The organism is Cypionkella sp. PAMC25878, assembly GCF_058135695.1.
In genome coordinates, this window is the sequence record NZ_CM176871.1 from 2,131,308 (window position 1) to 2,155,790 (window position 24,483).

At 59.7% G+C, this 24,483-nt stretch carries 19 protein-coding genes and 5 pseudogenes; 17 read left to right on the forward strand and 7 right to left on the reverse strand.

The genetic code is table 11. From position 1 onward, the window contains the following. Positions 1–101: 101 nt before the first annotated feature. The 6 genes from ACS5RD_RS10315 to tal all read left to right on the forward strand — a co-directional run bounded on the left by ACS5RD_RS10315 (position 102) and on the right by tal (position 7,170). A complete protein-coding gene (locus ACS5RD_RS10315; protein ID WP_489931109.1) occupies positions 102–2,651 on the forward strand; it encodes an ATP-binding cassette domain-containing protein in 2,550 nt (849 codons plus the stop codon). Then, a complete protein-coding gene (locus tag ACS5RD_RS10320) occupies positions 2,648–3,634 on the forward strand; it encodes an ABC transporter permease (RefSeq protein WP_489931110.1) in 987 nt (328 codons plus the stop codon). The genes ACS5RD_RS10315 and ACS5RD_RS10320 overlap by 4 nt, the downstream gene beginning before the upstream one ends. 42 nt (positions 3,635–3,676) lie before the next feature. Further along, positions 3,677–4,678, forward strand: a complete 1,002-nt coding sequence (locus ACS5RD_RS10325; protein ID WP_489931111.1) for a rhamnose ABC transporter substrate-binding protein — start codon at positions 3,677–3,679, stop codon at positions 4,676–4,678. A 66-nt stretch (positions 4,679–4,744) separates the two neighbouring features. Continuing rightward, complete coding sequence (locus tag ACS5RD_RS10330) at positions 4,745–5,515, forward strand: glutamine amidotransferase (protein ID WP_489931112.1); 771 nt, start codon at positions 4,745–4,747, stop codon at positions 5,513–5,515. A gap of 26 nt (positions 5,516–5,541) precedes the next feature. Beyond that, a complete protein-coding gene (locus ACS5RD_RS10335) occupies positions 5,542–6,201 on the forward strand; it encodes a nucleoside triphosphate hydrolase (protein WP_489931113.1) in 660 nt (219 codons plus the stop codon). Positions 6,202–6,225: 24 nt separating this feature from the next. Beyond that, on the forward strand, positions 6,226–7,170 hold the full coding sequence (gene tal / locus ACS5RD_RS10340) for a transaldolase (RefSeq protein WP_489931114.1): 945 nt from the start codon (positions 6,226–6,228) through the stop codon (positions 7,168–7,170). A gap of 332 nt (positions 7,171–7,502) precedes the next feature. Here tal and ACS5RD_RS10345 read toward each other — a convergent pair. After that, a pseudogene (locus ACS5RD_RS10345) lies at positions 7,503–8,141 on the reverse strand (IS5 family transposase); the annotation flags it as partial. A 108-nt stretch (positions 8,142–8,249) separates the two neighbouring features. Between ACS5RD_RS10345 and ACS5RD_RS10350 the strand changes: the two are divergent. Further along, positions 8,250–9,348 (forward strand): annotated as a pseudogene (locus ACS5RD_RS10350) (integrase core domain-containing protein). A 38-nt stretch (positions 9,349–9,386) separates the two neighbouring features. Here ACS5RD_RS10350 and ACS5RD_RS10355 read toward each other — a convergent pair. Beyond that, positions 9,387–9,707, reverse strand: a complete 321-nt coding sequence (locus ACS5RD_RS10355) for a molybdopterin dinucleotide binding domain-containing protein (protein ID WP_489931115.1) — start codon at positions 9,705–9,707, stop codon at positions 9,387–9,389. An 83-nt stretch (positions 9,708–9,790) separates the two neighbouring features. Between ACS5RD_RS10355 and ACS5RD_RS10360 the strand changes: the two are divergent. Next, positions 9,791–10,467 (forward strand): annotated as a pseudogene (locus ACS5RD_RS10360) (integrase core domain-containing protein); the annotation flags it as partial. Positions 10,468–10,535: 68 nt separating this feature from the next. Beyond that, positions 10,536–10,652: pseudogene (locus ACS5RD_RS10365) on the forward strand (IS3 family transposase); the annotation flags it as partial. 110 nt (positions 10,653–10,762) lie between these two features. Here ACS5RD_RS10365 and ACS5RD_RS10370 read toward each other — a convergent pair. Then, positions 10,763–11,074 carry a hypothetical protein gene (locus ACS5RD_RS10370; RefSeq protein WP_489931116.1) on the reverse strand — a complete coding sequence of 104 codons (312 nt, stop codon included), beginning with the start codon at positions 11,072–11,074 and terminating at the stop codon, positions 10,763–10,765. Here ACS5RD_RS10370 and ACS5RD_RS10375 point away from each other — a divergent pair. The 7 genes from ACS5RD_RS10375 (at position 11,073) to ACS5RD_RS10405 (ending at position 20,673) form a co-directional block, all read left to right on the forward strand. Beyond that, complete coding sequence (locus tag ACS5RD_RS10375) at positions 11,073–12,098, forward strand: LacI family DNA-binding transcriptional regulator (protein WP_489931117.1); 1,026 nt, start codon at positions 11,073–11,075, stop codon at positions 12,096–12,098. The two genes, ACS5RD_RS10370 and ACS5RD_RS10375, sit on opposite strands and share 2 nt — an antisense overlap. Positions 12,099–12,190: 92 nt before the next feature. Next, positions 12,191–13,462, forward strand: a complete 1,272-nt coding sequence (locus ACS5RD_RS10380) for an ABC transporter substrate-binding protein (protein WP_489931118.1) — start codon at positions 12,191–12,193, stop codon at positions 13,460–13,462. A gap of 138 nt (positions 13,463–13,600) precedes the next feature. After that, entirely contained in the window at positions 13,601–14,485 is an 885-nt protein-coding gene (locus ACS5RD_RS10385) for a carbohydrate ABC transporter permease (protein ID WP_489931119.1), read from the forward strand. Further along, positions 14,482–15,300 (forward strand): carbohydrate ABC transporter permease, encoded by an 819-nt coding sequence (locus ACS5RD_RS10390; RefSeq protein ID WP_489931120.1) that lies wholly within the window; start codon positions 14,482–14,484, stop codon positions 15,298–15,300. The genes ACS5RD_RS10385 and ACS5RD_RS10390 overlap by 4 nt, the downstream gene beginning before the upstream one ends. Before the next feature lie 12 nt (positions 15,301–15,312). Next, complete coding sequence (locus ACS5RD_RS10395; protein ID WP_489931121.1) at positions 15,313–17,511, forward strand: glycoside hydrolase family 2 protein; 2,199 nt, start codon at positions 15,313–15,315, stop codon at positions 17,509–17,511. 10 nt (positions 17,512–17,521) lie between these two features. Beyond that, on the forward strand, positions 17,522–18,589 hold the full coding sequence (locus ACS5RD_RS10400) for an ABC transporter ATP-binding protein (RefSeq protein ID WP_489931122.1): 1,068 nt from the start codon (positions 17,522–17,524) through the stop codon (positions 18,587–18,589). A gap of 65 nt (positions 18,590–18,654) precedes the next feature. Beyond that, positions 18,655–20,673 (forward strand): aldo/keto reductase, encoded by a 2,019-nt coding sequence (locus ACS5RD_RS10405; protein ID WP_489931123.1) that lies wholly within the window; start codon positions 18,655–18,657, stop codon positions 20,671–20,673. Positions 20,674–21,008: 335 nt separating this feature from the next. Here ACS5RD_RS10405 and ACS5RD_RS10410 read toward each other — a convergent pair whose 3' ends face one another. The 3 genes from ACS5RD_RS10410 to ACS5RD_RS10420 form a co-directional block, all read right to left on the reverse strand. After that, positions 21,009–21,302: a TonB-dependent receptor domain-containing protein gene (locus tag ACS5RD_RS10410; protein WP_489931361.1), complete on the reverse strand. Its 294-nt coding sequence runs from the start codon at positions 21,300–21,302 to the stop codon at positions 21,009–21,011. A 208-nt stretch (positions 21,303–21,510) separates the two neighbouring features. Beyond that, positions 21,511–22,236 carry an aspartate/glutamate racemase family protein gene (locus tag ACS5RD_RS10415; RefSeq protein WP_489931124.1) on the reverse strand — a complete coding sequence of 242 codons (726 nt, stop codon included), beginning with the start codon at positions 22,234–22,236 and terminating at the stop codon, positions 21,511–21,513. A gap of 3 nt (positions 22,237–22,239) precedes the next feature. Beyond that, a complete protein-coding gene (locus ACS5RD_RS10420) occupies positions 22,240–22,875 on the reverse strand; it encodes a flavin reductase family protein (RefSeq protein WP_054008844.1) in 636 nt (211 codons plus the stop codon). A 187-nt stretch (positions 22,876–23,062) separates the two neighbouring features. Here ACS5RD_RS10420 and ACS5RD_RS10425 point away from each other — a divergent pair, with 187 nt between their 5' ends. Next, the gene (locus tag ACS5RD_RS10425) at positions 23,063–23,749 is read left to right on the forward strand and encodes a GntR family transcriptional regulator (protein WP_054008845.1); all 687 of its coding nucleotides are present in this window, start codon (positions 23,063–23,065) and stop codon (positions 23,747–23,749) included. Positions 23,750–24,033: 284 nt separating this feature from the next. On the opposite strand, the pseudogene ACS5RD_RS10430 reads toward ACS5RD_RS10425, so the two are convergent. Further along, a pseudogene (locus ACS5RD_RS10430) lies at positions 24,034–24,469 on the reverse strand (IS5 family transposase); the annotation flags it as partial. Positions 24,470–24,483: the final 14 nt, after the last annotated feature.

Below are 24,483 nucleotides of genomic sequence, written 5' to 3' on the forward strand. Positions count from 1 at the left end.
GACCGTAGGAAGCAGGGAAGTCAATTTAACAGTTGCAACCGGGTTTTATTTATTATAGCAAATTGAAAAAAGAAATACCTCTGGGAGGAGTTATCTCGCACATGAATGTTGGTGTAAATCCGGCTGGCTTTGCCGATGCGGATCAGACGGCCCCGATTGCTTTGGTGGATGTCACTAAGGTGTTTGGCGGCACGGTCGCGCTGCGGGATGCCTCGTTTCAGCTACGACGCGGTGAAGTGCTGGCGCTGCTGGGGGAAAACGGCGCGGGCAAAAGCACCTGTGTCAAACTGCTGGCGGGGGTTCATGCGCCAACCGAAGGCGGCGTGCAGATTGATGGCATACCCGTCACCTTCCGCTCGCCCCACGATGCGCAAGCCGCTGGGGTAGCGGTCATGCACCAGCATCCGGGCCTGTTCCCTGATCTGTCGGTGGCGGAAAACATCTACATCGGCCACATGCCGCGCGACCGCTTTGGCGGCATCGACAACGCCGCGATGATTGCAGGCGCACGCCGTGTGCTGGAAACCGTCGGCCTAGATGTGCGCGCCGATGTGCCGCTGGGGCGGTTGCGGATTTCCGAACAGCAGTTGGTGGAAATTGCCCGCGCCTTATCGCTGGATGCCCGCGTGTTGATCATGGACGAGCCGACCGCCGCGCTGTCGCAGCGCGAGGTGGAACGCTTGTTCACCGTCGTGAACGATTTGCGCCGGCACGGCGTGGCGATGATGTTCGTTGGCCACCGGATGGATGAGATTTTTCGCATCGCCGACCGTATCGCAGTTCTGCGCGACGGGCGTTTGATCGGCGTGCATCCCAAGGCCGAACTGGGGCGGGCCGCCGCGATTTCGATGATGGTGGGGCGAGAGGTGACAGACCTTTACCCCGAACGCACCGCCGCCCCCGGCAAGCTGATGCTGGAAACCCGAGGCTTGTCGCGCAGCGGCGCGTTTGCCGGGATTGATCTGCACCTGCACGCGGGCGAAGTGGTTGGCCTTGGCGGGCTGGTCGGATCGGGGCGGACCGAGATTGCGCGGGTTTTGTTTGGCATCGACCAACCGGATGCCGGGGAAATTCTGCTCGACGGCCAAGTGATGCGCATCGGTTCTGCCAAGGCGGCGATGGATGCGGGCATTGCCTATGTGTCGGAAGACCGCATGGGGCAAAGCCTTGTGATGGAGTTCTCAATCCTCGACAACGCCGTGTTGCCCAGCCTTGACGCCGCCGCTGTGGGCGGGATTTACCAGACGGATCGGGCGGTTGGTCTGGTGGCGGGTTGGCTGGAGCGGATGAAGTTGCGCTTTGCCAGCTACGACCAGCCGGTCAACCAGTTGTCGGGCGGCAATCAGCAAAAGGTGGTGCTGGCGAAATGGCTGCGCTCTGGCCCACGCATCCTCATTCTGGATGAGCCGACGCAGGGGATTGATGTCGGCACCAAGGCCGAAGTCCATGCGATGATTGCTGATCTGGCGAGCAAGGGTATGGCGATCTTGCTGATTTCCTCGGAAATGCCGGAACTGATCGGCAACTGTGACCGCATCATTGTGCTGCGCGAAGGCCGCAAAACTGCGGAGTTTGCGCGGGGCGAGGCCACCCAAGAAAAGGTACTGGAGGCCGCAACCAAAAGCGGTGAGCAGGAAAGCCATGCGGTTGAAATGGCGCGGGCAACGCCCGTCAAAGGCCCGCTCGATTTCCTGAAACGGCGCGAGTTTGGCCTGCTCGCTGCAATGCTGGCGATTGCGATTCCCGTCACCATCATCAACCCGCGCATGATCTCTGCGGCCAACATCACCGCCGTGTCGATGGATGCCGCGCTGGTCATCGTGGCGGCACTGGCGCAAATGCTGGTGCTGATCACCCGCAACATTGATTTGTCGATTGCCGCCGTGATCGGGCTTGCGGCCTATATGGCGGCTAGCATGGTGCAGGCCTATCCGGGGCTGGACCTTGCGGTTGGTCTGGCAACCGCCTGCAGCGTGGGTCTGATTGCAGGTTTGATCAACGGGCTGGTGGTGACCAAAGGCAAGATCCCGGCCATTGTCGTGACCCTCGCGTCAATGTCGATCTTTCGCGGCTTCAACTCGCTCTGGGCGGCGGGAAATCAGGTGAGTGCGGATGAGGTGACGGAGCGGTGGCTGGCGATGACCAGCCTCCGGGTTGCGGGTATTCCGTTCATCGTGTTGATTGCGGCGGCGATTTTGGTGATGGGCTATGTGTTTTTGTACCGCACGGCGATGGGGCGCGAGCTGTTTGCCACCGGATCAAACCCCGATGGTGCGCGGCTGATCGGTATTCCAGCGGATCGGCGGATCATTGCGGCCTTCGCGATTGCGGGTCTGCTGGGGGGATTGTGCGGCGCACTTTGGGCCTCACGCTACGCGACAGTGGACGCCCGCGTGGCGCTGGGATTCGAGTTGACGGTGATCGCCTCGGCTGTCGTCGGCGGTGTGGCGATCCGGGGCGGGGCGGGCACCTTGCTGGGCATCATCTTGGGGGCGTTCACCCTGCTGATCATCAAGAACGGGCTAACGCTGGTGCGGGTTGATCCGCTGTGGCTGCAAGGCGTCTACGGGCTGGTGATCCTTGTCACCGTGGGCATTGACGCCTTCATCGTGCGCCGGGCGCAAAAAGCGCGGGAAAGGAAGATCGGATGACGTTCCTTCGTAAACTCGACTTCTGGGACATGTTGCTGGCCGGGTCCTGCCTTACGGTGGTGCTCTATGCGGCGATTTTTGTGCCGAATTTCCTGTCGGCGTTCAATCTGTCACAGCTTGCGGCGAGTGCCTCGGAAAAAGCGCTGCTGATCCTGCCAATGGCATTGCTGATCATCACCCGCGAGATTGATCTGTCGGTGGCGTCCATGCTGGCGCTGACCTCGGTGGTGTTCGGGCTATTGGTGCAGGCAGGCGTGCCGACGTTGGTGGCCATCCCGCTGACGCTGATTGCGGGCGGCGTGCTGGGGGCGTTCAACGGCTATCTGGTGACGTCGTTCGGGCTGCAATCCTTGGTCGTCACCCTTGGCACGATGGCGCTGTATCGCGGCATTGGCTACATCCTGCTGGGCAGCGGCTCGGTGAACATTCTCCCCGATGCTGTTGTTGATTTCGGCATCAAGAACCTCCCCGGCACGCAGATCCCGTGGACCATCATGCCGTTTTTGCTGTTGGCGCCAGTGTTTGCAGTGGTGCTGCAAAAGATGCCCGTCGGCAAACGCATCTATGCCATCGGCGGCAACCCCGAGGTGGCCAAATACTCCGGCATCAACACCAAGCGCATGATCTTGCGGTTGTTCATCACCTCAGGCGTCGTCGCGGGGGTAGCGGGCATCGTCTACACCGCGCGGCTGTCGAATGCGCGGGCCAACAATGCGTTGGGGATGGAGCTGGACGTGATCACCATCGTGCTGCTGGGCGGGATTTCCGTGTTTGGTGGCAAGGGCAAGCTGACAGGCGTTTTGTTGGCGCTGGTGCTGATTGCGGTGATCCGCAACGTGCTGGCGTTGAACGAGATCGGCGGCGACGCGCAGGGCATGATCATTGGCCTGTTGCTGATCGGCTCGCTGCTGGTGGGGAATTACTGGCGCTCTGCCCAAGAGAGCCTGCACAGATCGCGCTCTTTGCGCGGAACGAAGGGGTAATTTCGGGCCCCGAACAGAAACCCGATTTCAGTGGAGGAAAAAATGAAATCGCTTAAACTTACCCTTCTGGCATCTGTTGTGATGTTTGCCGCCGCCCCTTTGGCCTTCGCGCAGGAATGTGCCACGGCTCCGGTTAAGGTTGGCTTCTTGCCGAAACTTGATACCGACCCCTATTTCCAAGTTGCCAAGCAGGGCGCTGAGGAGGCCGCCAAGGAAATCGGTGGCGAGGTCATTCAAGTTGCTCCGTCGCAGGCCACGGCTGAAGCCCAGATCGAATTCATCAATAGCCTCGTGTCGCAGCAGGTTGGGGTGATCGCAATTTCTGCCAATGATTCCAATGCAGTTGCGCCTGCCCTGAAGCGTGCCATCGAGCAGGGCGTTCGGGTGATTTCTTATGATTCCGATGTCGCCAAAGACGCGCGTTCGGTCTTCGTCAATCAGGTCAAGGGCGACAGCCTTGCCGAAATGATGCTGGAAAGCGCGTTCGATCTCACCGGCGGCGAGGGCGAATTCGCCATCCTTTCCTCGACCCCCACCGCGACCAATCAGAACGCTTGGATCGACTTCATGAAGGCCAAAATGGCGGCCGAGCCGAAATTCGCCAAAATGAAGCTGGTGCAGGTGGCCTACGGCGAGGAAAGCGAGCAGGTCAACCAACAGCAGGCTCTGGCTTTGGTTCAGGCCTTCCCCGATCTGAAAGCGATCATCGTGCCTGCTGGCATTGGCCTGCCTGCCGCCGCCCGCGCGCTGGAAGAAGCGGGCATGATGGGCAAGGTCAAACTGACGGGTCTGGCCCCGGCCACCCTGATCGCCAAATATATCACCGACGGCTCGGCGCAAGATATCTGGTGGAACGTGACGGACCTTGGCTATCTCACCTATCAAACCGCACAGGCGCTGGCGCAGTGCAAAATCACCGGCAAAGAAGGTGAAAAGTTTACTGCGGGGCGTTTGGGCGACTACACCATTGGCAAAGATGGTGAGTTGGTGCTTGGGCCGGCCAAAATCGTGACTCCGGCGAACTTGGCTGAATTCAAGTTCTGATCAATCGTCTTTGGGGGCGGTAAGGCCCGCCCCCTCAAATTCTAATCACTCAAAAGGTTGTGCCCGATGAAAGTGCTGCTTGCAGGCGAGACGTTTCTTGGGACAACCACGGTTGCTTCGGGTGGCGATACCATTACCAGTGCCAGTTGGTCGAACGGGGCAGTGGCCTTCAATGCGGCACTTGCTGTAGCTGGCATCTCTGTAACACAGATCGGTGGCGAGCATTGTGGCGCGGATTTCCCCCGCAGCTTGGCTGAATTGGCCGCATATGACGCGGTGATCCTGTCGGATGTTGGCGCGCTGACGCTGCTTATGACGCTCGATGCGCGCCAAGGGAAGGTCGGCCCCAATCGGCTGGAGGTGCTGAAAGCCTATGTTGAAGCAGGTGGCGGGCTGATGATGGCAGGCGGCTATATGGGCTTCCAAGGCATGTTCGGCACCGCGCGCTTTGCCGATACGGCGGTGGAAGATGTGCTGCCGGTGCGGTGTTTGCCCCACAGTGACGGGCTAGAAGTGCCAGAGGGGTTGGCCGCGACCCTGCTGGATATGGCGCATCCAATTTTCGCCGGAATAGACCAGCCTCTGCCGCCGATACTTGGGTTGAATAAGTTGGAATTTCGAGGCGATGATACCGCGACCCTATTGGCGATCTGCCGCTATCGTGGCAAGGATTGGCCACTGCTGGCAGTGCGCGACTATGGCAGGGGCCGCAGCGTGATCTGGTCGACAGATATCGGTCCGCATTGGTTGTCGCTCGATTTTCTGGGCTGGCAGCTTTATGGCAGGCTGATGACGAATATCGTGACTTGGGTTTGCCGAGGTGACGGTATCCGTTAAGGATATTGCAACAAAGGGGGAACCCGATGACTGAAGCGAAGCAAGGGTTACCAAGCCCCTGGTCCAACAACCCAATGGCGCAAAAGCTGATCGAACATCTGCTTGCATTGAAAGGCCGCCGCATCATTGCCATCGCAGGCGCGCCGGGCAGTGGCAAATCAACGCTGAGCGACTATCTGGTGACCACATTGAACCAGCGCAGACCAGAGTCCAGCGCGGTTGTCCCGATGGACGGCTTTCATTTTGACGATGCTGTTTTGCACGCCCGGGGTACTCATGCGCGCAAAGGTGCCCCGTTCACGTTTGATGTGGGTGGGATGGCGGCGGCGTTGGGGCGGCTGAAACAGAATACCGAAACCGAAATTGCCGTGCCGGTGTTTGACCGCAAGCTTGAAATCTCGCGCGCGGGCGGGCGGTTGATTTCAAAAGATACCGCACTGCTTTTGGTGGAGGGCAACTACTTGCTGCTGGATCAATCTCCCTGGGCAGCGCTGCGGCCGATCTATGACCTGACCGTCTTCCTGCATGTCCCGCTTGCAGATCTCGAAAAGCGGCTGGTGCAGCGCTGGATTGACCACGGGCTCGACCCGGCCGCCGCCCGAAAACGCGCGCTTGAAAATGATCATGAGAATGCAAAGCTGGTTGAGAACCTTAGCGTGGTTGCCGATTTCACGCTGACCGAGTAAACAGAGATACGGGAGAAATAACAAATGCCATCAAAACTAGACCAACTGCGCAGTATGACGACCGTGGTTGCTGACACCGGCGATATCGAAGCCGTGCGTCGGCTGAAGCCGGTCGATTGCACCACCAACCCGTCCATTGTGTTGAAAGCACTTGAATCGCCCGATTTTGCCGAGGCGATGACCGAGGCGGTGTCTTGGGGGGCCAAGCAGCCGGGTGACCGTGAGGCGCAGATTGCCGACCGTTTGGCGGTATCTGTCGGTGCGGCGCTGGCGGGTTTGGTGCCCGGACGTGTTTCGACCGAGGTTGATGCCGATCTGTCGTTTGACACCAAAGCCTCTATCGCGCGCGCGACGGCGATGATCGCGCAATACGCCGAGCGCGGTATCGGACGCGAGCGGATTTTGGTGAAACTGGCCGCAACTTGGGAAGGCATCCGTGCCGCCGAAGAACTGCAAAAGGCCGGCATTGACTGCAATCTGACGCTGGTGTTCAGCCGGGCTCAGGCGATTGCTTGCGCCGATGCGGGCGTGTACCTGATCTCGCCCTTCGTCGGTCGGATCACCGATTGGTACAGCAAATCGCTGAACCGCACCTTCACCCCCGATGAAGACCCCGGCGTGCAATCGGTGCGCGATATCTACAATTACTACAAGGCGCATGGCATCAAAACCGTCGTGATGGGGGCCTCGTTCCGCTCGACTGGTCAGATAGAGGCGCTTGCGGGCTGTGACCGCCTGACCATCAGCCCGGCCCTGCTGCAACAGCTTGGCGACAGCGACGGCACGATTGCGCGGGCGCTCTCGCCGGACAGTTTCGCAGCCGTTGAAAAGATCGACATGGACGAGCGCGCCTTCCGCTGGGCTTTGAACGAGGATGCTATGGCCACGGAAATGCTTGCCAGCGGCATCCGGGGCTTTGCCAAAGATCTGGTCAAATTGCGTGAGATTGTCCGGCAGAAACTCGGCTAAGGGCCAGAATTTCGGTGGCGTGCAGCTTTGCGGTATTGCAAAGGCGCTGTCCGCCGCTGGCTTTCAGACGGATTATCTGAACGAAGGGGGCGTCGGTCCAAATCACAGGCCGATGCCTCAACTTCCTGCCGCTGCCATCGCCGCTGACCCGGGGGCTTTGCGCATGGTTTTGCGGTTGGCGCCAAGGCCCAGCCAGCGGAGCGGGACGTATCGCAACTTGCGTTCAGAGCGCGCAGGTCCGCGCGCGACCACGCTATAGTGAGCCCGCGCGCAGGCTATTTTTGCCCGAGGGCAGTCGTATAACGCGGTGATGACATGGAGAGAATCAATCGTTATCTAGGCTCCAGACCCATTAACTTTGACAGCCAGAAGAGCACGGTTGCGGCGAGAGCGATGGCGCATCGGTCGTATCGGGTTGCGACCCGGCGCCAGTCCTTGAGCCTTCCGAACATGATCTTGATGCGGTCACGTCGTTTGTAGCGGCGGCGGTCGAAGCGGATTTTCTTCCTGCGGCTCTTGCTGCCAGGGATGCAAACCCGTATCCCTTTGTCTTTAAAAACTTCTCGATACCAATCCGCGTCATACCCTCGGTCGGCCAGAAGTCACTCTGCCTTCGGCATGTGGCCCAGCAGGGCCGCAGCACCTGTGTAATCGCTGACCCGTTGCCCGGCAGGCGATGCTTGCATCGCCGAGAGGGTCGCCTGCGGTCATGAAGAACTTCAACGGCCGTCCCTTGGCATCGGCGATGGCATGGAACTCTTGGTGTTCAGCCCCCCTTTCGTGCGCCCGATGGCCCGTCCGCGCCCCCCTTTTTCACGCGCAGGCTGGAGGCCGTGCGGTGCGCTTTCAGATAGGCCGCATCGATCATGATGGTCTTGCGTTCCGCAGCCTCGGACGCGAGGCCCATCCATGATCCGGGCGAAGACCCCCATCCCGCTCCATCGCTTCCAGCGGTTGTAGAGCGTCTTTGTTTGATCCCACGGTTTGTTGGTGCGATCCTTTCTCAGGCATGGAAGGAAGCAACATGGGACAGGTTCGTCGCGGGAGCGCCACGATCCCGTTGCCCGGCGGGTGAATGCATGCATTCGCCGAGAGGGGCGCACGCCGTCAGAGCCGCAATACAGCGATCACAAGCTTCGCTCGCGCAGCTGAGCCGGGGACTGGGCATCAACCCCAAGACGGTGGCGAAATGGCGCAAGCGCGCGACGGTCGAGGATATGAAGACCGGGCCGTCGGAGCCGCGGTCCACCGTTCTGACAAAGGCCGAAGAGGCGATGATTGTCGCGTTTCGGCGCCATACGCTGCTGCCGCTGGATGACTGCCTCTATGCATTGCAACCGTCGATCCCGCACCTGACCCGTTCGGCGCTGCACCGGTGTCGGCAACGGCACGGCATCTCCCGCCTGCCCGACGTCGAGGGCGAGAAGCCCAAACGCCAGAAGTTCAAGCGCTACCCGATCCATTGGCCGAGAGGCGATGCTTGCATCGCCGAGAGGCGGGTTCTTTCACATCCGCTGCCCGGCAGTGGTTTGCCTGCAAACCACAAGAGCGGACATCGCTGAGATGCAGACCGCTGAAGGCAAGCTCTCGCTCTTCGTCGGCATCGACCGGACAGCCAAGTTCGCCATCGCGCAACGCGTTGCAACGGCTGACAGACGCACCGTCTGGGAGTTCCTGCAACACATGCTCGAGGCCGTGCCCTATCAGGTTCAGACCATTCTCCCCGATCGAGCCATTGGAAGCGCCACGGGTTCAAGCCCAATGGCGAGGGGCATCCGGTTCGCCGAGCGGCCACGGAACCGCAATACCATCTACTCCCGGCCAATGCGCTTCGACATGATCTGCGAGGCCAACGGCATCAAGCACCGATTGACGAAACCCAACCACCCATGGACGAACGGCCAAGTCGAGCGAATGCTTCTCGGCGTTTGACGGCAAACACCTGTCAGCCAACCGAACCGCACGATCAAGGACGCGACAGTAAAGCGCTTCCACTACGACAGCTATGATCAGCTGCGCACGCACCTTGCCGACTTCCTGGCCGCCCACAACTTCGCCCGAAGGCACAAGACGCTGAACGGCCGCACGCCCTACGCATACATCTGCAAAATCTGGACATCAGAGCCAGATCGATTCATCCTAAACCCGATCCACCGGATGCCGGGACTGAACACTTAGGTATTCATTTGTGCGCTGCCTGCTCTGGGGTTTGCAGATCAGGCCCGCCGCAGGACCTGCACATGTGGCACAACGGGAGGGGCTTCGGTGGGCAGACGCGCGACCGATACCAGCGAAAGCTGACCCGCGCAGCCTTGGCTGAGGATCGACGCGCCAATATCCGATGTCACCGCATTCGGGTTGCCGTTCATGTAGGTGCGCCGCGACCCTGCAAGATCAATCGGCGCATACCAAGCCCCCGTCGCAAGCTGCACCACGCCTTGCCGGATCGCATCCGACACCTGCGCCGAAGCCAAAACCGCACCGCGTTCGTTCCAGATGTTCCAGATGCGGATCATATTGCCATCAGCAATCCCCAAGCGTGCCGCATCTTAGGGATTCATACGCGCAACCTCGCGGCAATGGCGCTTGCCGCCCATGCTGACCGCGCCAAAATCAAGCTGTCCGCCGTCGCTGCGGGCGCAAGCGGGCCATCGGCACGCGGTCCCCGATGGTGCTGCCGTTGATGCCGAACCAGCGCTGGTCGCTCGACTTCGTGTCCGACCAACTCACCCCCTCTAGGCAGATTGCTTCACAATCGCCTGCCGGGCAATGGATGGTTACCGCTTCCGGATCATGACCGTGGTCGATGACTGCACGCGGGAATGCTTGGCTCTGATGGCCGACACCTCACGTCGGGGGGCACGGGTGGCGCGTGAACTGGCCACGCTATTCGACGCCCGCGGCAAACCCACGACGGTGCTCAGCGATCGACGAAGATCAGAAAACGATCCGGGGGATCGTTTTCCTGAGGGGGGCCAGTTCACCTCGAACGCGATCCTGACTTTCGCCGATGACCGCAAGATCGACCGGCACTGCATCGCGCCCAGCCAGCCGACCCAGAACGCCATTATCGAGAGCTTCAACGGACGTCAGCGCGACGAGATGCTGAACGAGACACTGTTCCCGTCCCTACACTATGCCCGGATCACGCTCGCTGCCTGGCGCACGGATTACACCACCGAACGACCCCATTCCCGACTCGGCTGGCAGACGCCTGCCGCCTTCGCCCAGACCTTCACATCGCAACGGGGCCCGACGCAGCGCAACCCGCAAAGCTTCGCGCCAGCCCCGTCGTCCAACCCGCCCAAAAGGGCAAAACGCAAACCCGGGGTCTCGCTCACGCTGGATAAAAGTTGGGGGCAACGTCACAGTCGTCTCAACGTCGGGAGATGGCCGGGAATGCGGTGGCGCGTCGCGGGGTCAGCATAGCCTTGGCCTGCCGGGCGTTCAGTCTCGGCGAGACTTGCTATCGCTACAGCCCGAACCATTGCCGAGCAATGGGGCATCGGTGGCATCACACCCGCCCAGAAACTGAAAATGGCTGCGTAAGTTCTACGAATGCACCCCGTTAAAAATGGGGGGGATTACCCAGTCACAGATTCACGTCGATTTCGTCTGCGCTGCGGGTAAAAATGGACGAGCCGCAGGGAGGACAGAAAAATCGCCCGGCATAGTCGTGTGTTTCGTAGAAGATTGGAACGCCCGGAGATGCACGGCGAAGGCAACGCCCGCAGACCGCCTCGCCCGATAAACGTGATTTTTCCGCCGCATTTACAGCCTTTCCGAGCACAGGGACAGGATCGGCCCCGGTGACGTGCAGTTCGGCATTGCTTGCACCAGGCTTGCGTGCCATCCACGGCACATTCCCACGCAGCCGCGTCAGCTGGCCGAACGGATCGCCCATGGTTACCATTAAGCAAATCGCAAACGCCGTTGGGGTGTCCTCGGCAACCGTTTCCCGCGTGCTGAATTTTGACAGCACGCTGTCGGTCAGCCCGCAGACCCGCAAGGCCATTGTCGAGACGGCAGAGGCGCTGAACTACGCCACCCCGCGCAACCGCAAACCCGCAGAGCACAAGCTTGATCGCAAAATCGCGCTGGTGCATTTTCTGCGCCCGGAACAAGAACTGATCGATCCCTATTATGTGGCTATCCGGTTGGGCATCGAAAGCCGCTGCAACGATCTGAAGTTTGACACCGTGCAGGTCTACCACACCGATTCCGTGCCTGACCCGACATTGCTGAAATCGGCCGCCGGGGTCATCGTCGTCGGATTGCACAGTCAGACCGAAATCGACTGGGTGCTGCGGCACAATTCCACGGTGGTTTTTGCCGATTTTTCGCCGGACAGCGACGCCTATGACAGCATCCGCAGTGATCTTGATCTGGCAATGCGCAAGCTGTTGCAGGCGCTGGAGGATCAGGGCTATCGCAGGATGGCGTTTGTCGGCTGGGAAACCGCCAGCACCCGCAGCGCCACAGGCGTCGCGGACCGCAGGCTTCCGGCCTATGTGGAATGGATGCGTGCGCGCGGGCGCTATGAACCCGAGTTGTGCCAGATTGGCGATAACACCGAGCAAAGCGGCTATGATCTGACGCGACAACTGCTTGAAACCGGGCAGCGACCGGATGCGTTGATCACCGGTAACGACAATATGGCGGTTGGTGCTTACCGCGCCATTCATGAATTCAACCTGAAAATCCCCGCCGATATTGCGGTGGCCAGCTTTAACGACATTCCGGTCGCGCAATTTCTGAACCCTCCGTTGACCACCGTGCGCCTACCTGCCGAAGAGATTGGTCAAACTGCGGTGGAAATGCTGGTTGAACGGCTAGCCGGGCGCAGCACGCCGAAATGTGCGTTGCTGGCGTCGCGTCTGATCCTGCGCTCTAGCACACGGCAAAAGCCGCGATCAGTGCCTAAGTAAAATTTTACTAAAATAATTTGCGCGATGTTTCTGAACGCGCTACGCTTCATCCCACGAGACCAGAAAATGAGTCTCGATCATGGGAGGAAAACATGAATAAGATGCTCGCACGTGTGCGAAATACGGCTATTTTTGCCTCAGGCATCAGCTTGTTGGCCCTGAGTTCGGCCATGGCTACCGAGATTACGGTTTGGAGCTGGGATCCGAACTTTAACGGTGCCACGATGAAAGAGGCGGCTGCGCGCTACGCCGTCACCCACCCCGATGTGACGGTGAACCTCGTCGATTTCGCCAAGGCTGACCTTGAGCAGAAGCTACAGGCGCAACTGGCATCCGGCACAACCGAGGGTCTGCCCGACATCGTTCTGGTCGAAGACTACGGCGCCCAGAAATACCTGTTGTCCTTTCCCGGCGCGTTCGAGCCCTTGGACGGCAAAATAGATTACAGTGGCTTCGCCCCCTACAAGGTTCAACTGGCCACCGTGGACGGCAAAACCTATTCGCTGCCTTTCGATTCCGGCGTGACCGGCCTGTTCTACCGCACTGATATTCTGGCCGAGGCAGGCTTTACCGCAGCCGATCTGCAAGACATCACTTGGGACCAGTTCATCGACATCGCCAAGGTCGTGAAGGAAAAAACCGGCCACCCGATGCTGGGTATTGATCTGAACGATGCTGGTGCGTTGCGTGTCTTGCTGCAATCGGCGGGCAAGTGGTATTTCACCCCGGATGGTCAGCCCGACATCGCAGGAAGTGCGACGTTCAAGGCGGCGCTTGAAACCTATGCCAAGCTGTTGCAGGCCAAAGAGATTTACAAACCCGTCTCTGGCTGGACCGAGTACACGGGCGGCTTTACCAGCGGTGAGGTGGCTTCGGTCTTTACTGGCGTCTGGATGACGGCCACGATCAAGGCGGCTGACATGTCGGGCAAATGGGGCGTGGCACCCTTGCCGAAACTGGCAGGTGTTGAAGGTGCCACCCATGCATCAAACCTTGGCGGGTCCAGCTGGTATGTGCTGTCGTCGTCGGCGGAAAAGGATCAGGCCGTTGATCTGCTCGCCGAAATTTGGGGCAAGGACGTTGATTTCTACCAGAAGATTCTGGTCGATCAAGGCGCCGTTGGCTCCCTTCTGGCCGCGCGTGAGGGCGATGCCTATAAGGCGACCGATGCCTATTTCGGCGGGCAGGCGGTGTGGCAAAGCTTCTCTGACTGGTTGGCCCAAATCCCACCGGTGAACTACGGTATCTTCACCAACGAGGCAGATGCAGCGGTAGCCGCCCAGCTTCCGACGCTGGCCAACGGTGGCTCGGTGGATGACGCGATTGCCGCGATCGACGCGCAAGTGCGCGCGCAGATCCAGTAATCCAAACCCTGACCGGGGCACAACGGCCCCGGTCTTCACCTTGCAGGACTAAATCTGCGCCGCCTGATCGGCGGCGGTGCAGGCAGGCTGTCGGCTGCAAGTTACGGTGGGTTCTGTAGGCAAATGTCCGAGGGGAAGATGGCAAAATCACGTATTGGCCGGGCGGAACAGCTGAACGGTTGGCTGTTCATCGCGCCGGCACTGGTGCTGTTGGGCATCTTCATGATCTATCCGATCCTGTGGTCGCTGTGGATGAGCTTTCAAACCGGGCGCGGGATGAACCACAGCTTTGGCGGCTTCGCCAATATCATCCGGCTTACGCAAGACCCGGTCTTTATCCGTGCGTTGACCAATACCTGCATCTTTCTTGTGGTGCAGGTGCCAATTATGATCGTGCTGGCACTGTTGTTCGCAGCCGCGTTGAACAACCCCAACCTGCGTTTCCGCAGATTTTTCCGGACGGCGATCTTTCTGCCCTGCGTGACCTCGCTGGTGGCCTATTCCATTCTGTTCAAGTCGATGTTCGCCAGCGACGGGGTGATCAACGACCTTGCCATCGCGCTGCACCTGATGGATGCGCCGATTTCTTGGCTGGGCGATCCGTTCTGGGCGCGGGTGGTGATCATTCTGGCGATCACCTGGCGTTGGACCGGCTACAACATGATCTTCTATCTTGCCGCCATGCAGAATATCGACAAGTCGATCTACGAGGCGGCCCGGATCGACGGGGTTCCGGCTTGGGCGCGGTTCGTCTACATCACCCTTCCGATGCTGAAGCCGGTGATCTTGTTTACCACAGTCATTTCCACCATCGGCACGCTGCAATTGTTTGACGAGGTGAACAACATCACGCTGGGCGGGCCATCGGATTCGACGCTGACCCTGTCTTTGTATATCTACAACCTCACCTTCAAATTCATGCCCAGCTTTGGCTATGCCGCAACGGTTTCCTACGTGATCGTAGTGCTGGTGGCGGTGCTGTCTTACCTGCAATTTCTTGTCGCTAGGGACCGCAAAGCATGAGCCGCATTGCCACAAACCTTCGCGCCGGACTGGTCTATGGCCTGTTGTCACTGGCAGCTTTTTTGTCGATCTTTCCGTTCTTCTGGATGCTGGTCGGCACCACCAACACCGCCGCTGACATCATCAAGGGCAAGGTCAGTTTCGGCGGCGCGCTGTTTCAAAACATCAGCAATCTGTTTGCCCAAGTGGATATGCTGCAGGTGTTCTGGAACTCGGCTTTTCTGGCGGTGGTGGGCACGATCCTGACATTGGCCGTCTCGTCTTTGGCGGGCTACGCCTTTGAGATGTTTCAGTCCAAAACACGCGAACGGCTGTTTTCGGTTCTGCTGCTGATCCTGTCGATCCCGTTTGCGGCGATCATGGTGCCGTTGTTCGTGATGATGGCAAAACTGAAGCTGATCAACACGTTCACCGCCATTCTGCTGCCCATCATCGCCTCGGTCTTCATCATCTTCTACTTTCGTCAGGCGACCAAAGCCTTCCCACGGGAATTGCGCGATGCCGCCAAGATCGACGGGCTGAAAGAGTGGCAGATCTTTATCTACATCTATCTGCCGGTGATGCGGTCGACCTATGCCGCTGCCATCATCATCGTGTTCCTCGCGAACTGGAACAACTATCTTTGGCCGCTGATCGTCTTGCAAACCAATGAAAATAAGACGTTGACGCTGGTTATCTCGTCGCTGGCCTCGTCCTATTACCCCGATTACGGCGTGGTCATGGTGGCGACGGTTTTGGCGACCCTGCCCACTGTCATCGTTTTCTTCCTGCTTCAGCGGCGCTTTGTCGAAGGGCTGACAGGATCTATCAAATAAGGGTTCTTCTTTATGCGCGTCGGCACTGACTTCAACGACAACTGGCTTTTCGAAGGGCGCGACATCGTGCGCCTGCCGCACAACGCGGTGGATCTACCGTTTTCGTATTTTGACGAAACCGCCTATCAACGCGGCTTTACCTATCAAAAGACCTTCACCGCTGATCCGGAATGGCAGGGGAAAGAGGTCTCGGTGCGGTTTGACGCCGCGATGGCCAATGCGACCGTGCTGCTGAACGGGGTCGAACTGGTCACCCATGCCGATGGCTATACCCCGTTCGAGGCGCGGTTGACGGGTCTGCTTTCGGCGGGCGAAAACACCCTGACCGTGCGTATCGACGGCAGCGAAAACCCCGAGATACCTCCCTTTGGTGGTGTGATCGACTATCTGACTTATGCAGGGCTTTACCGCGAGGCGTGGCTGATCGTGAAAGCTCCGGTGTCGATCGGATTGCACAAGATTGAAACGCCGGAGGTGTTGGCCGCGCAGAAAACCGTCACGGTGGATGTGGAGCTGGACAACCCGCAGGCATTGCCTGTGTCAGGCACTCTGAAAGCCACCCTGCGGAATAGTGCGGGCACAGCCTTGGCAACCGTAAGTGCAACTGTGAACGGCGCGCGGGTCCGGATGGAGATGCGCGGGCTGACGGGCATAGACCTGTGGGATTTGCAAAACCCGGTGCTGTATCATCTGGACCTAGAGCTTGATACGCCGCAGGGCAGGGATGGCACCTCCAGCCGTTTCGGTTTCCGTGAGGTTAATTTCACCCCAGATGGATTCTCCCTGAACGGCAAACCGCTGAAGCTGCGCGGGTTGAACCGGCACCAATCCTTTCCTTACGTCGGCTATGCGCTGGGTCGTGCCGCGCAGGAAAAGGATGCGGATATCCTGAAATTCGATCTGCGGCTGAATACGGTGCGGACCTCGCACTATCCGCAATCCACCTATTTTCTGGACCGCTGCGATGAGATCGGCCTGTTGGTGTTTGAGGAAATTCCGGGCTGGCAGCATATCGGCGGCGAGAAGTGGAAGGCGGAATCGGTGGAAAACGTCCGGCGCATGATCCGCCGCGACTGGAACCATCCGTCGATCTTCATCTGGGGGGTGCGCATCAATGAATCTAAGGATGACCATGATTTCTATACCGAAACCAACCGGGCGGCCTTGGCGCTTGACCTGACACGCCCCACCGGCGGCGTGCGCTATATCACCGACAGCGAGTTGTTGGAAACCGTCTACACCATGAACGACTTCATCCTTGGCAACGAGGAACAGGGCGGCAATCGCCCCCGCACCCCGCTGCGTCCGCAACAGGAAGTGACCGGGTTGGACCGGGTGGTGCCCTATATGATCACCGAATTTGGCGGCCATATGTATCCGACGAAAAGCCACGATCAGGAACAGCGGCAGGCCGAACATGTATTGCGGCATCTGGAGGTTCTGAACGCGATGTATGGCGATCCACAGATTGCCGGGGCGATAGGCTGGTGCGCGTTTGACTACAACACCCACAACGATTTCGGATCGGGCGACCGGATTTGCCATCATGGCGTGATGGACATGTTCCGCGAGCCAAAATTTGCGGCCGCTGTCTATGCCAGTCAGGGCGACCCGGCGGAGGGCGTGGTGATGACTCCGGTCACCTTCTGGGCGCGGGGCGAGCGCAATATTGGGGGGGTGTTGCCGCTGATCATCCTGACCAACTGCGACGAGGTGGAACTGCGTTATGGCAACAACGCGGCAAAACGGGTGAAGCCTGCGCGCGACAGGTTTCCACATCTGCCCTATGCCCCGGTGATCGTGGATTCCACCAACTTTACCAAGGAAGAACTCGGTCTGTGGGGGATGAAATGGCAGGCGGTGACGATCACCGGCCTGATCGACGGCCAACCCGCCGCCGAAGCCCGCTTTGTCTGCGATGCGCTGCCAACGCGGTTGGAAGTGTTGGCGGATCAAACCACGATCGGGCAGCGTGATGCGGTGCGGGTGATGATCCGCGTGCTGGATCAGGCAGGCCACAAACTGCCGTTTTTCCCCGAGCCGGTGACGATTGAGGTCAGCGGTGCTGGCCGCCGCCTTGGCCCGGCCACCGTGCCGTTGCGGGCGGGGGCCACCGGGGTATGGGTGCAGGCGACGGGCGCGGGGGCGATAGAAGTGAAGGTTCACTGTGATCGTTTGGGCGTGGTCACAACACATCTTTCGGCCGAATAGGGGATATCGGATGAGCGGGTTGAAACTACGCGGGGTTCGGAAGTCTTACGGCGCGGTCGAAGTGATCAAAGGCGTCGATCTGGATATCGCGCCGGGCGAATTCGTGGTGTTTGTCGGGCCGTCAGGCTGTGGCAAATCCACGCTGCTGCGGATGATCGCGGGGTTGGAAGAGATCACGGCGGGGGATTTGTTCATCGGTGACACCCGGATGAATGAGGTCGATCCCTCGCGCCGGGGCATCGCCATGGTGTTTCAAAGCTATGCTCTCTACCCGCATATGACGGTGCGCGAAAACATGGGGTTCGCGCTGCGCTTTGCCAAGAAGCCGAAGGATGAAATTGCACGGCTGGTGGACGAGGCCGCGCGGATTCTCGAACTGGAACCGCTGCTGGATCGCCGCCCGAAGGATCTGTCGGGTGGTCAGCGGCAGCGCGTGGCCATCGGGCGCGCCATCGTGCGCCATCCTGATGTGTTCCTGTTCGACGAACCGCTGTCCAATCTGGACGCCGAACTGCGGGTGCACATGCGGATCGAGGTTGCGCGGCTGCACAAGGAACTCGCCACCACCATCATCTATGTCACCCATGATCAGGTCGAAGCGATGACCTTGGCGGACAAGATCGTGGTGATGCGCGCGGGCGTGGTAGAGCAGACAGGATCGCCGCTTGCTCTTTACGATGATCCCGACAACCGGTTTGTCGCGGGTTTTATCGGCAGCCCAAAGATGAACTTTCTGGCGGGCGTCGTCACCGGTGACGGCGTGCGCTTGCCGGAATTTGGCGACCAGATCATCCCTCTGGGCCGTCTTGCTAAAACGCCCGCAGAGGGAGCCGAAGTGACGGTCGGCATCCGACCAGAAAGCTTCAAGCGCGGCGGTGAGGCGGTGTTGGACCTGACCATCGAGATTGTTGAACATCTGGGCAATGAAAGCTTCGCCTATGCGCGACAGGCCGGTGGTCAATTGCTGACGCTGGCGAGTGACGACGGGCGGGCGTTGCAACCGGGCCAACGCATCGCGGCGCGCTTCGATGCGGCGCAAGTCATGCTGTTTGATAAGGCAGGCAAGCGGATGCGCTAGCCAAATCTGGCAATCAGGGCGGGACGCGCCCTTCGATATCGACACACTAAAGAGAGGGTTTTCGGATGAAAACGACAGGCTGGGGTATTATCGGTCCGGGCGCGATTGCGCAGAATTTTGCAGATGGTTTGGCCGAGGCGCCCTCGGGCCGTCTTGTCGCCATCGCCAGCCGCGATGAAAACCGGCGCGCCGCCTTCGGGTCGCGCAACGGGGTGGACCCGGCGCATCGCCATAAGAGCTACGCCGAATTGGTGGCTGATCCCGCCGTCGATGCGGTCTATATCTCGACCCCGCATCCGTTCCATGCCGAACACGCTTTGCTGGCCTTGCGGGCGGGTAAGCCGGTGCTGGTGGAAAAACCGGCAGGATTGACGGCAGCGCAGGTTTCGGCACTGACTGAACTCGCGGCGCAATCGGGCCTTATGTTCGCGGAAGCCTATATGTATCGCTGCCACCCGCAGATCGCGCGTCTGCTGGAAATCCTGCAAAGCGGTGAAATCGGCACGCTTCGGCACATTCGCACCCAGTTCGGCTTTGCCGCCGGGTTCAACCCGACGTCGCGGCTCTACGACCGCGCCCTTGGTGGTGGTGGCATCATGGATGTGGGCGGCTATCCGGTTTCACTGGCGCGGCTGGTGGCGGGGGCGGCGGTGGGCAAGGCTTTTGCCGATCCGATTGGCGTGAAAGGCAGCGGTCTCATCGGCCAAAGCGGTGTCGATGAGGTGGCTTATGGTCTGCTCAGCTTTGAAGGCGGTTTCACGGCAGAGGTCGCGTGCGCCATCGCCCGCCGGATGGACAATCGTGCGGTGATCGAAGGCGACAAGGGCCGGATTGAACTCGCCGACCCTTGGGTTCCGGGCCGCAATGCCGGACCATCGGATACCACAATCACCGTGACGGTCGGCTCGGTGACGCGGATTGAGGAATTGCGCCACCCGCAACATCTGTTCGCCTTTGAGGCAGAATTGATCAGCCGCGCCGTGGCCGAAGGGGCAACCTCTGCACCCTTTCCAGCGCTTTCCCCTGCCGACAGCCTTGGCAATGCTGTGGTGCTGGATCGTTGGCGGGCCGAGCTGGGCTATGTCAATCTGGCGGAAGACCCGAAAACCAACCGCGCCCTGCCGCCGGTGCTGCCGCAGGGCCTGCCACAAATTCCGAAAGCCACCATCGAGGGTGTCGCCCTGCCAGTCAGCCGTCTGGTGATCGGATGTGACAACAAAGGCGATATCGGTGCGGGCTCTGTGGTTTGGGATGCATGGATCGAGGCCGGGGGCAACGCATTTGACACCGGCTTTGTCTATGGTGGCGGTGCGCATGAAGCGGTGCTTGGCCAGTGGATCGCCAATCGCGGTGTGGTCAAAGACATCGTGGCGATCGTGAAGGGGGCGCATTCGCCGTATTGCACACCGCGCAGCATCGGCGCGCAACTGGAGATTTCGCTGACCCGGCTGGGGCTTGACCACGCCCCGATCTACATCATGCACCGCGACAATCCGGCGGTTCCGGTGGGGGAGTTTGTTGAGGCGCTGAACGCCCTGCATGTTGCGGGTAAAATTGGCATCTTCGGCGGCTCGAACTGGTCGGTGGCGCGTCTGACCGAAGCGAACGCCTATGCGGCAGCGCACGGGTTGCAACCGATGCGGGTGTTGAACAACAACCTGTCGCTGGCGGTGATGGAACGTCCGGTTTGGGCCGGTTGCATCAGCTCAAACAATGCCGAAACGCTGGACTATCTGCGGCAAACCGGCACGACGCATCTCAGTTGGTCGTCGCAGGCGCGGGGCTATTTCTTGCCAGAGCCGCTGCGGGCCCGATTGCCCGCCGACATTGGCCCCGAAGAATGTTTCGGCAGCCCCGCCAACGCCGAGCGCCGGCGTCGGTCTGAAGCCTTGGCGGCAAAATACGGCGTCAGCGCGCATAACATCGCAACGGCGTGGGTGTTGGCGCAGGATTTCCCGTCCTTTGCCTTGGTCGGCCCACGCAGCCCCTTGGAAATCGCCACCACATTGCCCGCCTTTGGACTGCAACTTGGCGCGGATGTGGTTGGCTGGCTTAATCTCGAAACTGACGTCGCGCCGCTTTGAGTGCACGCCGATCGGTTTTGTCCGGTATATATGATCTTGGCGGGAGGGGCGCACGCCCAACCTGCCAAGATTTGACCCGGCCCTGGCAGCGCTCACCTTCAGGGTCTGCCACATCTAGGATTGGTGGCGCAGCATGCTGCTGTGAATCCGGTGCCAGCTGGATCAACTCGTGGCACTTACCTGTCTCGGAAGCACCCGGGCGGGGTATGAGGCTATACAGCTCACCGCTGGTTAGAGCTTTTTGTCCAGCATCAGCGTGATTTCGCGACCCTCGCCTCGGATACAACCGACCGAGGCATCACAGGTTGCCGCGTAGTCTTTATCGAGCAGATTGCTCACACCAAAGGCGACCGAATAGCCGTCTTTTCATAGCGGAGCACCACGTTGGCCAACAGATAGCTGTCAACCGAGCGGGTGTTCGCGGTATCGCCCCAAGATTGACCGACATGGCGCAGACCACCGCCAAGGCGCAGGCCCTCAGCGCGTCCGATAAAGGCGTAATCTGTCCAGGCCGAGGCCCGATTGTACGGCGCCAGCGGCGTGCGGTTGCCAGCATCGCCATCGTTCGACTTGGTGATTTTGGCGTCGAGATGAGTATAGCCTGCCATCAGAGAAAGCAGTTCGGTCAGCCAAAACCAGAGGCCATGTCGATCAAAATTTGGCTAGTTAAGTATATAATTCCCTAATATTTGGTAAACGACACCCCCATAGACCATTGATTTCATTAAGGCGCAATTTTGGCCACGCGTGGGCACCCCCTTATCCCAGCCAAGCATAAAAAAACCGCGCCGATCCTCTGGCGCGGTCAGGTGTCCCGGATAGGGCATCGGGGAGGGGTCAGGCCGTCTCGGCCAGCACGCAGCCAAATTTGGCACGCGGATAATCATAAGCGCCGATTTTTGAGGTCGCATAGCCGCCGCCCACCAGCCCTTCGGCCAGCTTCACCGCAGCACTCACCCCATCAATCACCGGCACCCCGGTGCGGCGTTGCAACCGCTCGCAAAGGTCCGACATGCCAGCACAGCCCAGCACGACAGCCTCGGCTCCGTCGACATCCCGCGCGGCTTCAATCTCGCGCACAAGTCGCGCCTCGGCGGTGATCGGATCGGATTCCAGCGCCAGAACCGGCATATCCACCGCCCGCACATTCCGGCAGCGATGCCCCACCCCGTAAGCCTCGACCAGATCTTCGATGATCGGCACCGAGCGCGGCAGCGTCGTGACAATCGAGAACCGCGTCGCAATCGTGGTCGCCACCTGCACCGCCGCCTGACAGATCCCGATCACCGGCCCCTTCGCAATCTCGCGCGCCGCAGCAAGCCCCGGATCATCGAAACACGCGATCACATAGGCATCCACCCCCCGCGCCTCACCGTCGCGGATCAGGTCCAGCATGGCAGGCACCGACAGCGCCTCATCGGCATGCCCTTCAATGCTGGCGGGGGTGCCTTTGGGGTTCACCGCCTCTATCTCGGTGCCGGGAAACGCACAGCGCCGGGCGCTTTCCCCGATTTGTTTGGTCATCGAGGCGGTGGAATTCGGGTTGATCACCAAGATCTTCATGGCTCAGGCCCTTACCTTCAGACGGTCTTGCACCGAGGCAAGGCCGGGAGATGGCATCACAAATTGCCGATCCGAGGTGATGTAATTGTCGCCATGCAATCGCGCGATCGGCTGGTAGCGGTCGGGGTCAACGTAACGGCCCTCGGCATCCAGACAGTCGCGCCGCACATGCATGTGTAGCACCTCGCCCAGCACGATCACCCGGCGGTCATAGTCGATCAACCGCTCCACCCGACATTCCATCGCGCAGGGACTTTCCTTCACCCGCCGCGCGGCCACCTGATCGCAGGGCGCCGAGGTCAACCCGGCCAGCGAAATCTCATCAATATCCGCAGCCACAGCAAGCCCACAGACCAACATGGCATCGGCAATCGCCATATCCACCATGTTGACTACGAATTCACCGCTGCGACGAATATTGCGTACGGTGTCTTTTTCCTGCCCATCGGCTTTGGTCTGAATGCCAAGGATAACAATCGCCGGATCATGCGAGAACACGTTGAAAAAGCTCATCGGCGCCGCGTTATCTTGCCCCGTCTCGGACAGGGTTGAGACAAGCGCAATCGGTCGGGGACCCACAAAATTGGTCAGCAGGCGATAGCGATCCTGTGCCGTGATCTGGGTGAAATCAAAATCCATCGGCGTTCCTGTCGGTAAGGCCTGTCGGCGTTTAGGGGGGTGCGGACCCGGTGAGAATCCATCGGTATTATTTTCGGTTGCTGTTATCAACAATATTGTCTACATTTTTGTAGTCAACATCAACCTGCCGTACAGATTGACTTTTTGAGGCAAGCAGCAAGAATACGCGTTGAACCAAGGAGCCTACATGTATCACAGCAAGGAAACCGTGATCGGCCCGACCGCCGAGATTTGCGAGCGTATCTGGCTGTCGATTGCAGAAAAGCGGCTTAGGCCCGGCGCGCGGCTGAAAGAAGAGCAGTTGGCCGAGATTTTTGATGTCAGTCGGGCGCGGGTGCGACAGGCGCTTGCGGTGTTGGAAAGCGACGGTCTGGTGACCATCGTACCGAACCGGGGGGCCTTCGTCGCAGAGCCGGGAGTGGACGAGGCTCGCGACGTGTTTCATGTGCGCAAACAGATCGAAGCCCGCGTCATGGAGCGACTGGTTGACCGCATCACTGATGACCAAGTCCCGCAGCTGGAAGCGCATCTGGCGCAAGAGCGTGAAGCCGATCAACGTGGTGATACCTCGGCCACGATCCGGCTTTCGGGCGGGTTTCACCTGTTGCTGGCCGAACTCGCTGGGTCTAGCTTTTTATTTGGCATCCTGCGCGATCTGATTTCGCGCAGTTCGTTGATCACGGCAATCTATCGTTCGCAGCATTTGCACAACTGCGGCCCAGATGAACACGCCGCTTTGATTGAACGGATCCGTTCTCGCGACAAAACGGGCGCCACGCGGATCATGCTGGACCACCTTCAGCACGTTGAGGACGAGTTGGATCTGACCGAAGAAATACCGACCAGCCGCGATCTGAGGCATGCGCTGGTCTGAGCAAAGCGTTTCTTTCGCGTAAGGCAGCTGCCGGTCCAAGCTGGTGGCTCCAACTGCTATCTAATGCCCAAAGCGGTAAGCGAGGTCGTCAGGATAGCCCCGCCGATCATTGCACGAAAAATGGCCAGCCTTTGCCTTTCGTCCGCGCCGGAACTCTTATCTCCGAGATCAAAATCTTCTGCGCAGCGTGGCAAAGCGCTTTGTCAGGGTTGAGGAAATCAGCCCGCAGCATCCGGACAAACGCGATATCCTGCTGACACGCTGAGCGCGAGGCTCATTCACTTTCACTGCCAGAAGAGGGTGGTAGCCGCGAGTGAGATGGCCGAGAGGAAGATGATCGGGCATCGATCATATCGGCTGGCGACCCGGCGCCAGTCCTTCAGCCTACCGACCATGATCTCGATGCGGTTGCGGCGTTTGTAGCGGCGGCGATCGAAGCGGATCTTCGTCTTGCGGCTTTTCCGGCTGGGGATGCAGATCCGTATCCTATTGTTTCTTAGAGGTTTCCGATACCAATCTGCGTCATAGCCGCGGTTTGCCACAAACCATTCTGCCGATGGCATGCCGCGCAGCAGGGCCGCCGCTCCGATATAGTCGCTGACCTCGGCTGCTGTCTTGAAGAACTTCAGCGATCGCCTCTCTGGCATCGGCGATGGCATGGAGCTTGGTGTTCATGCCCCCTTTTGTGCGCCCGATGGCCCTTCCGCGCCCCGCTTTTTGACCTGTTCAGCCCC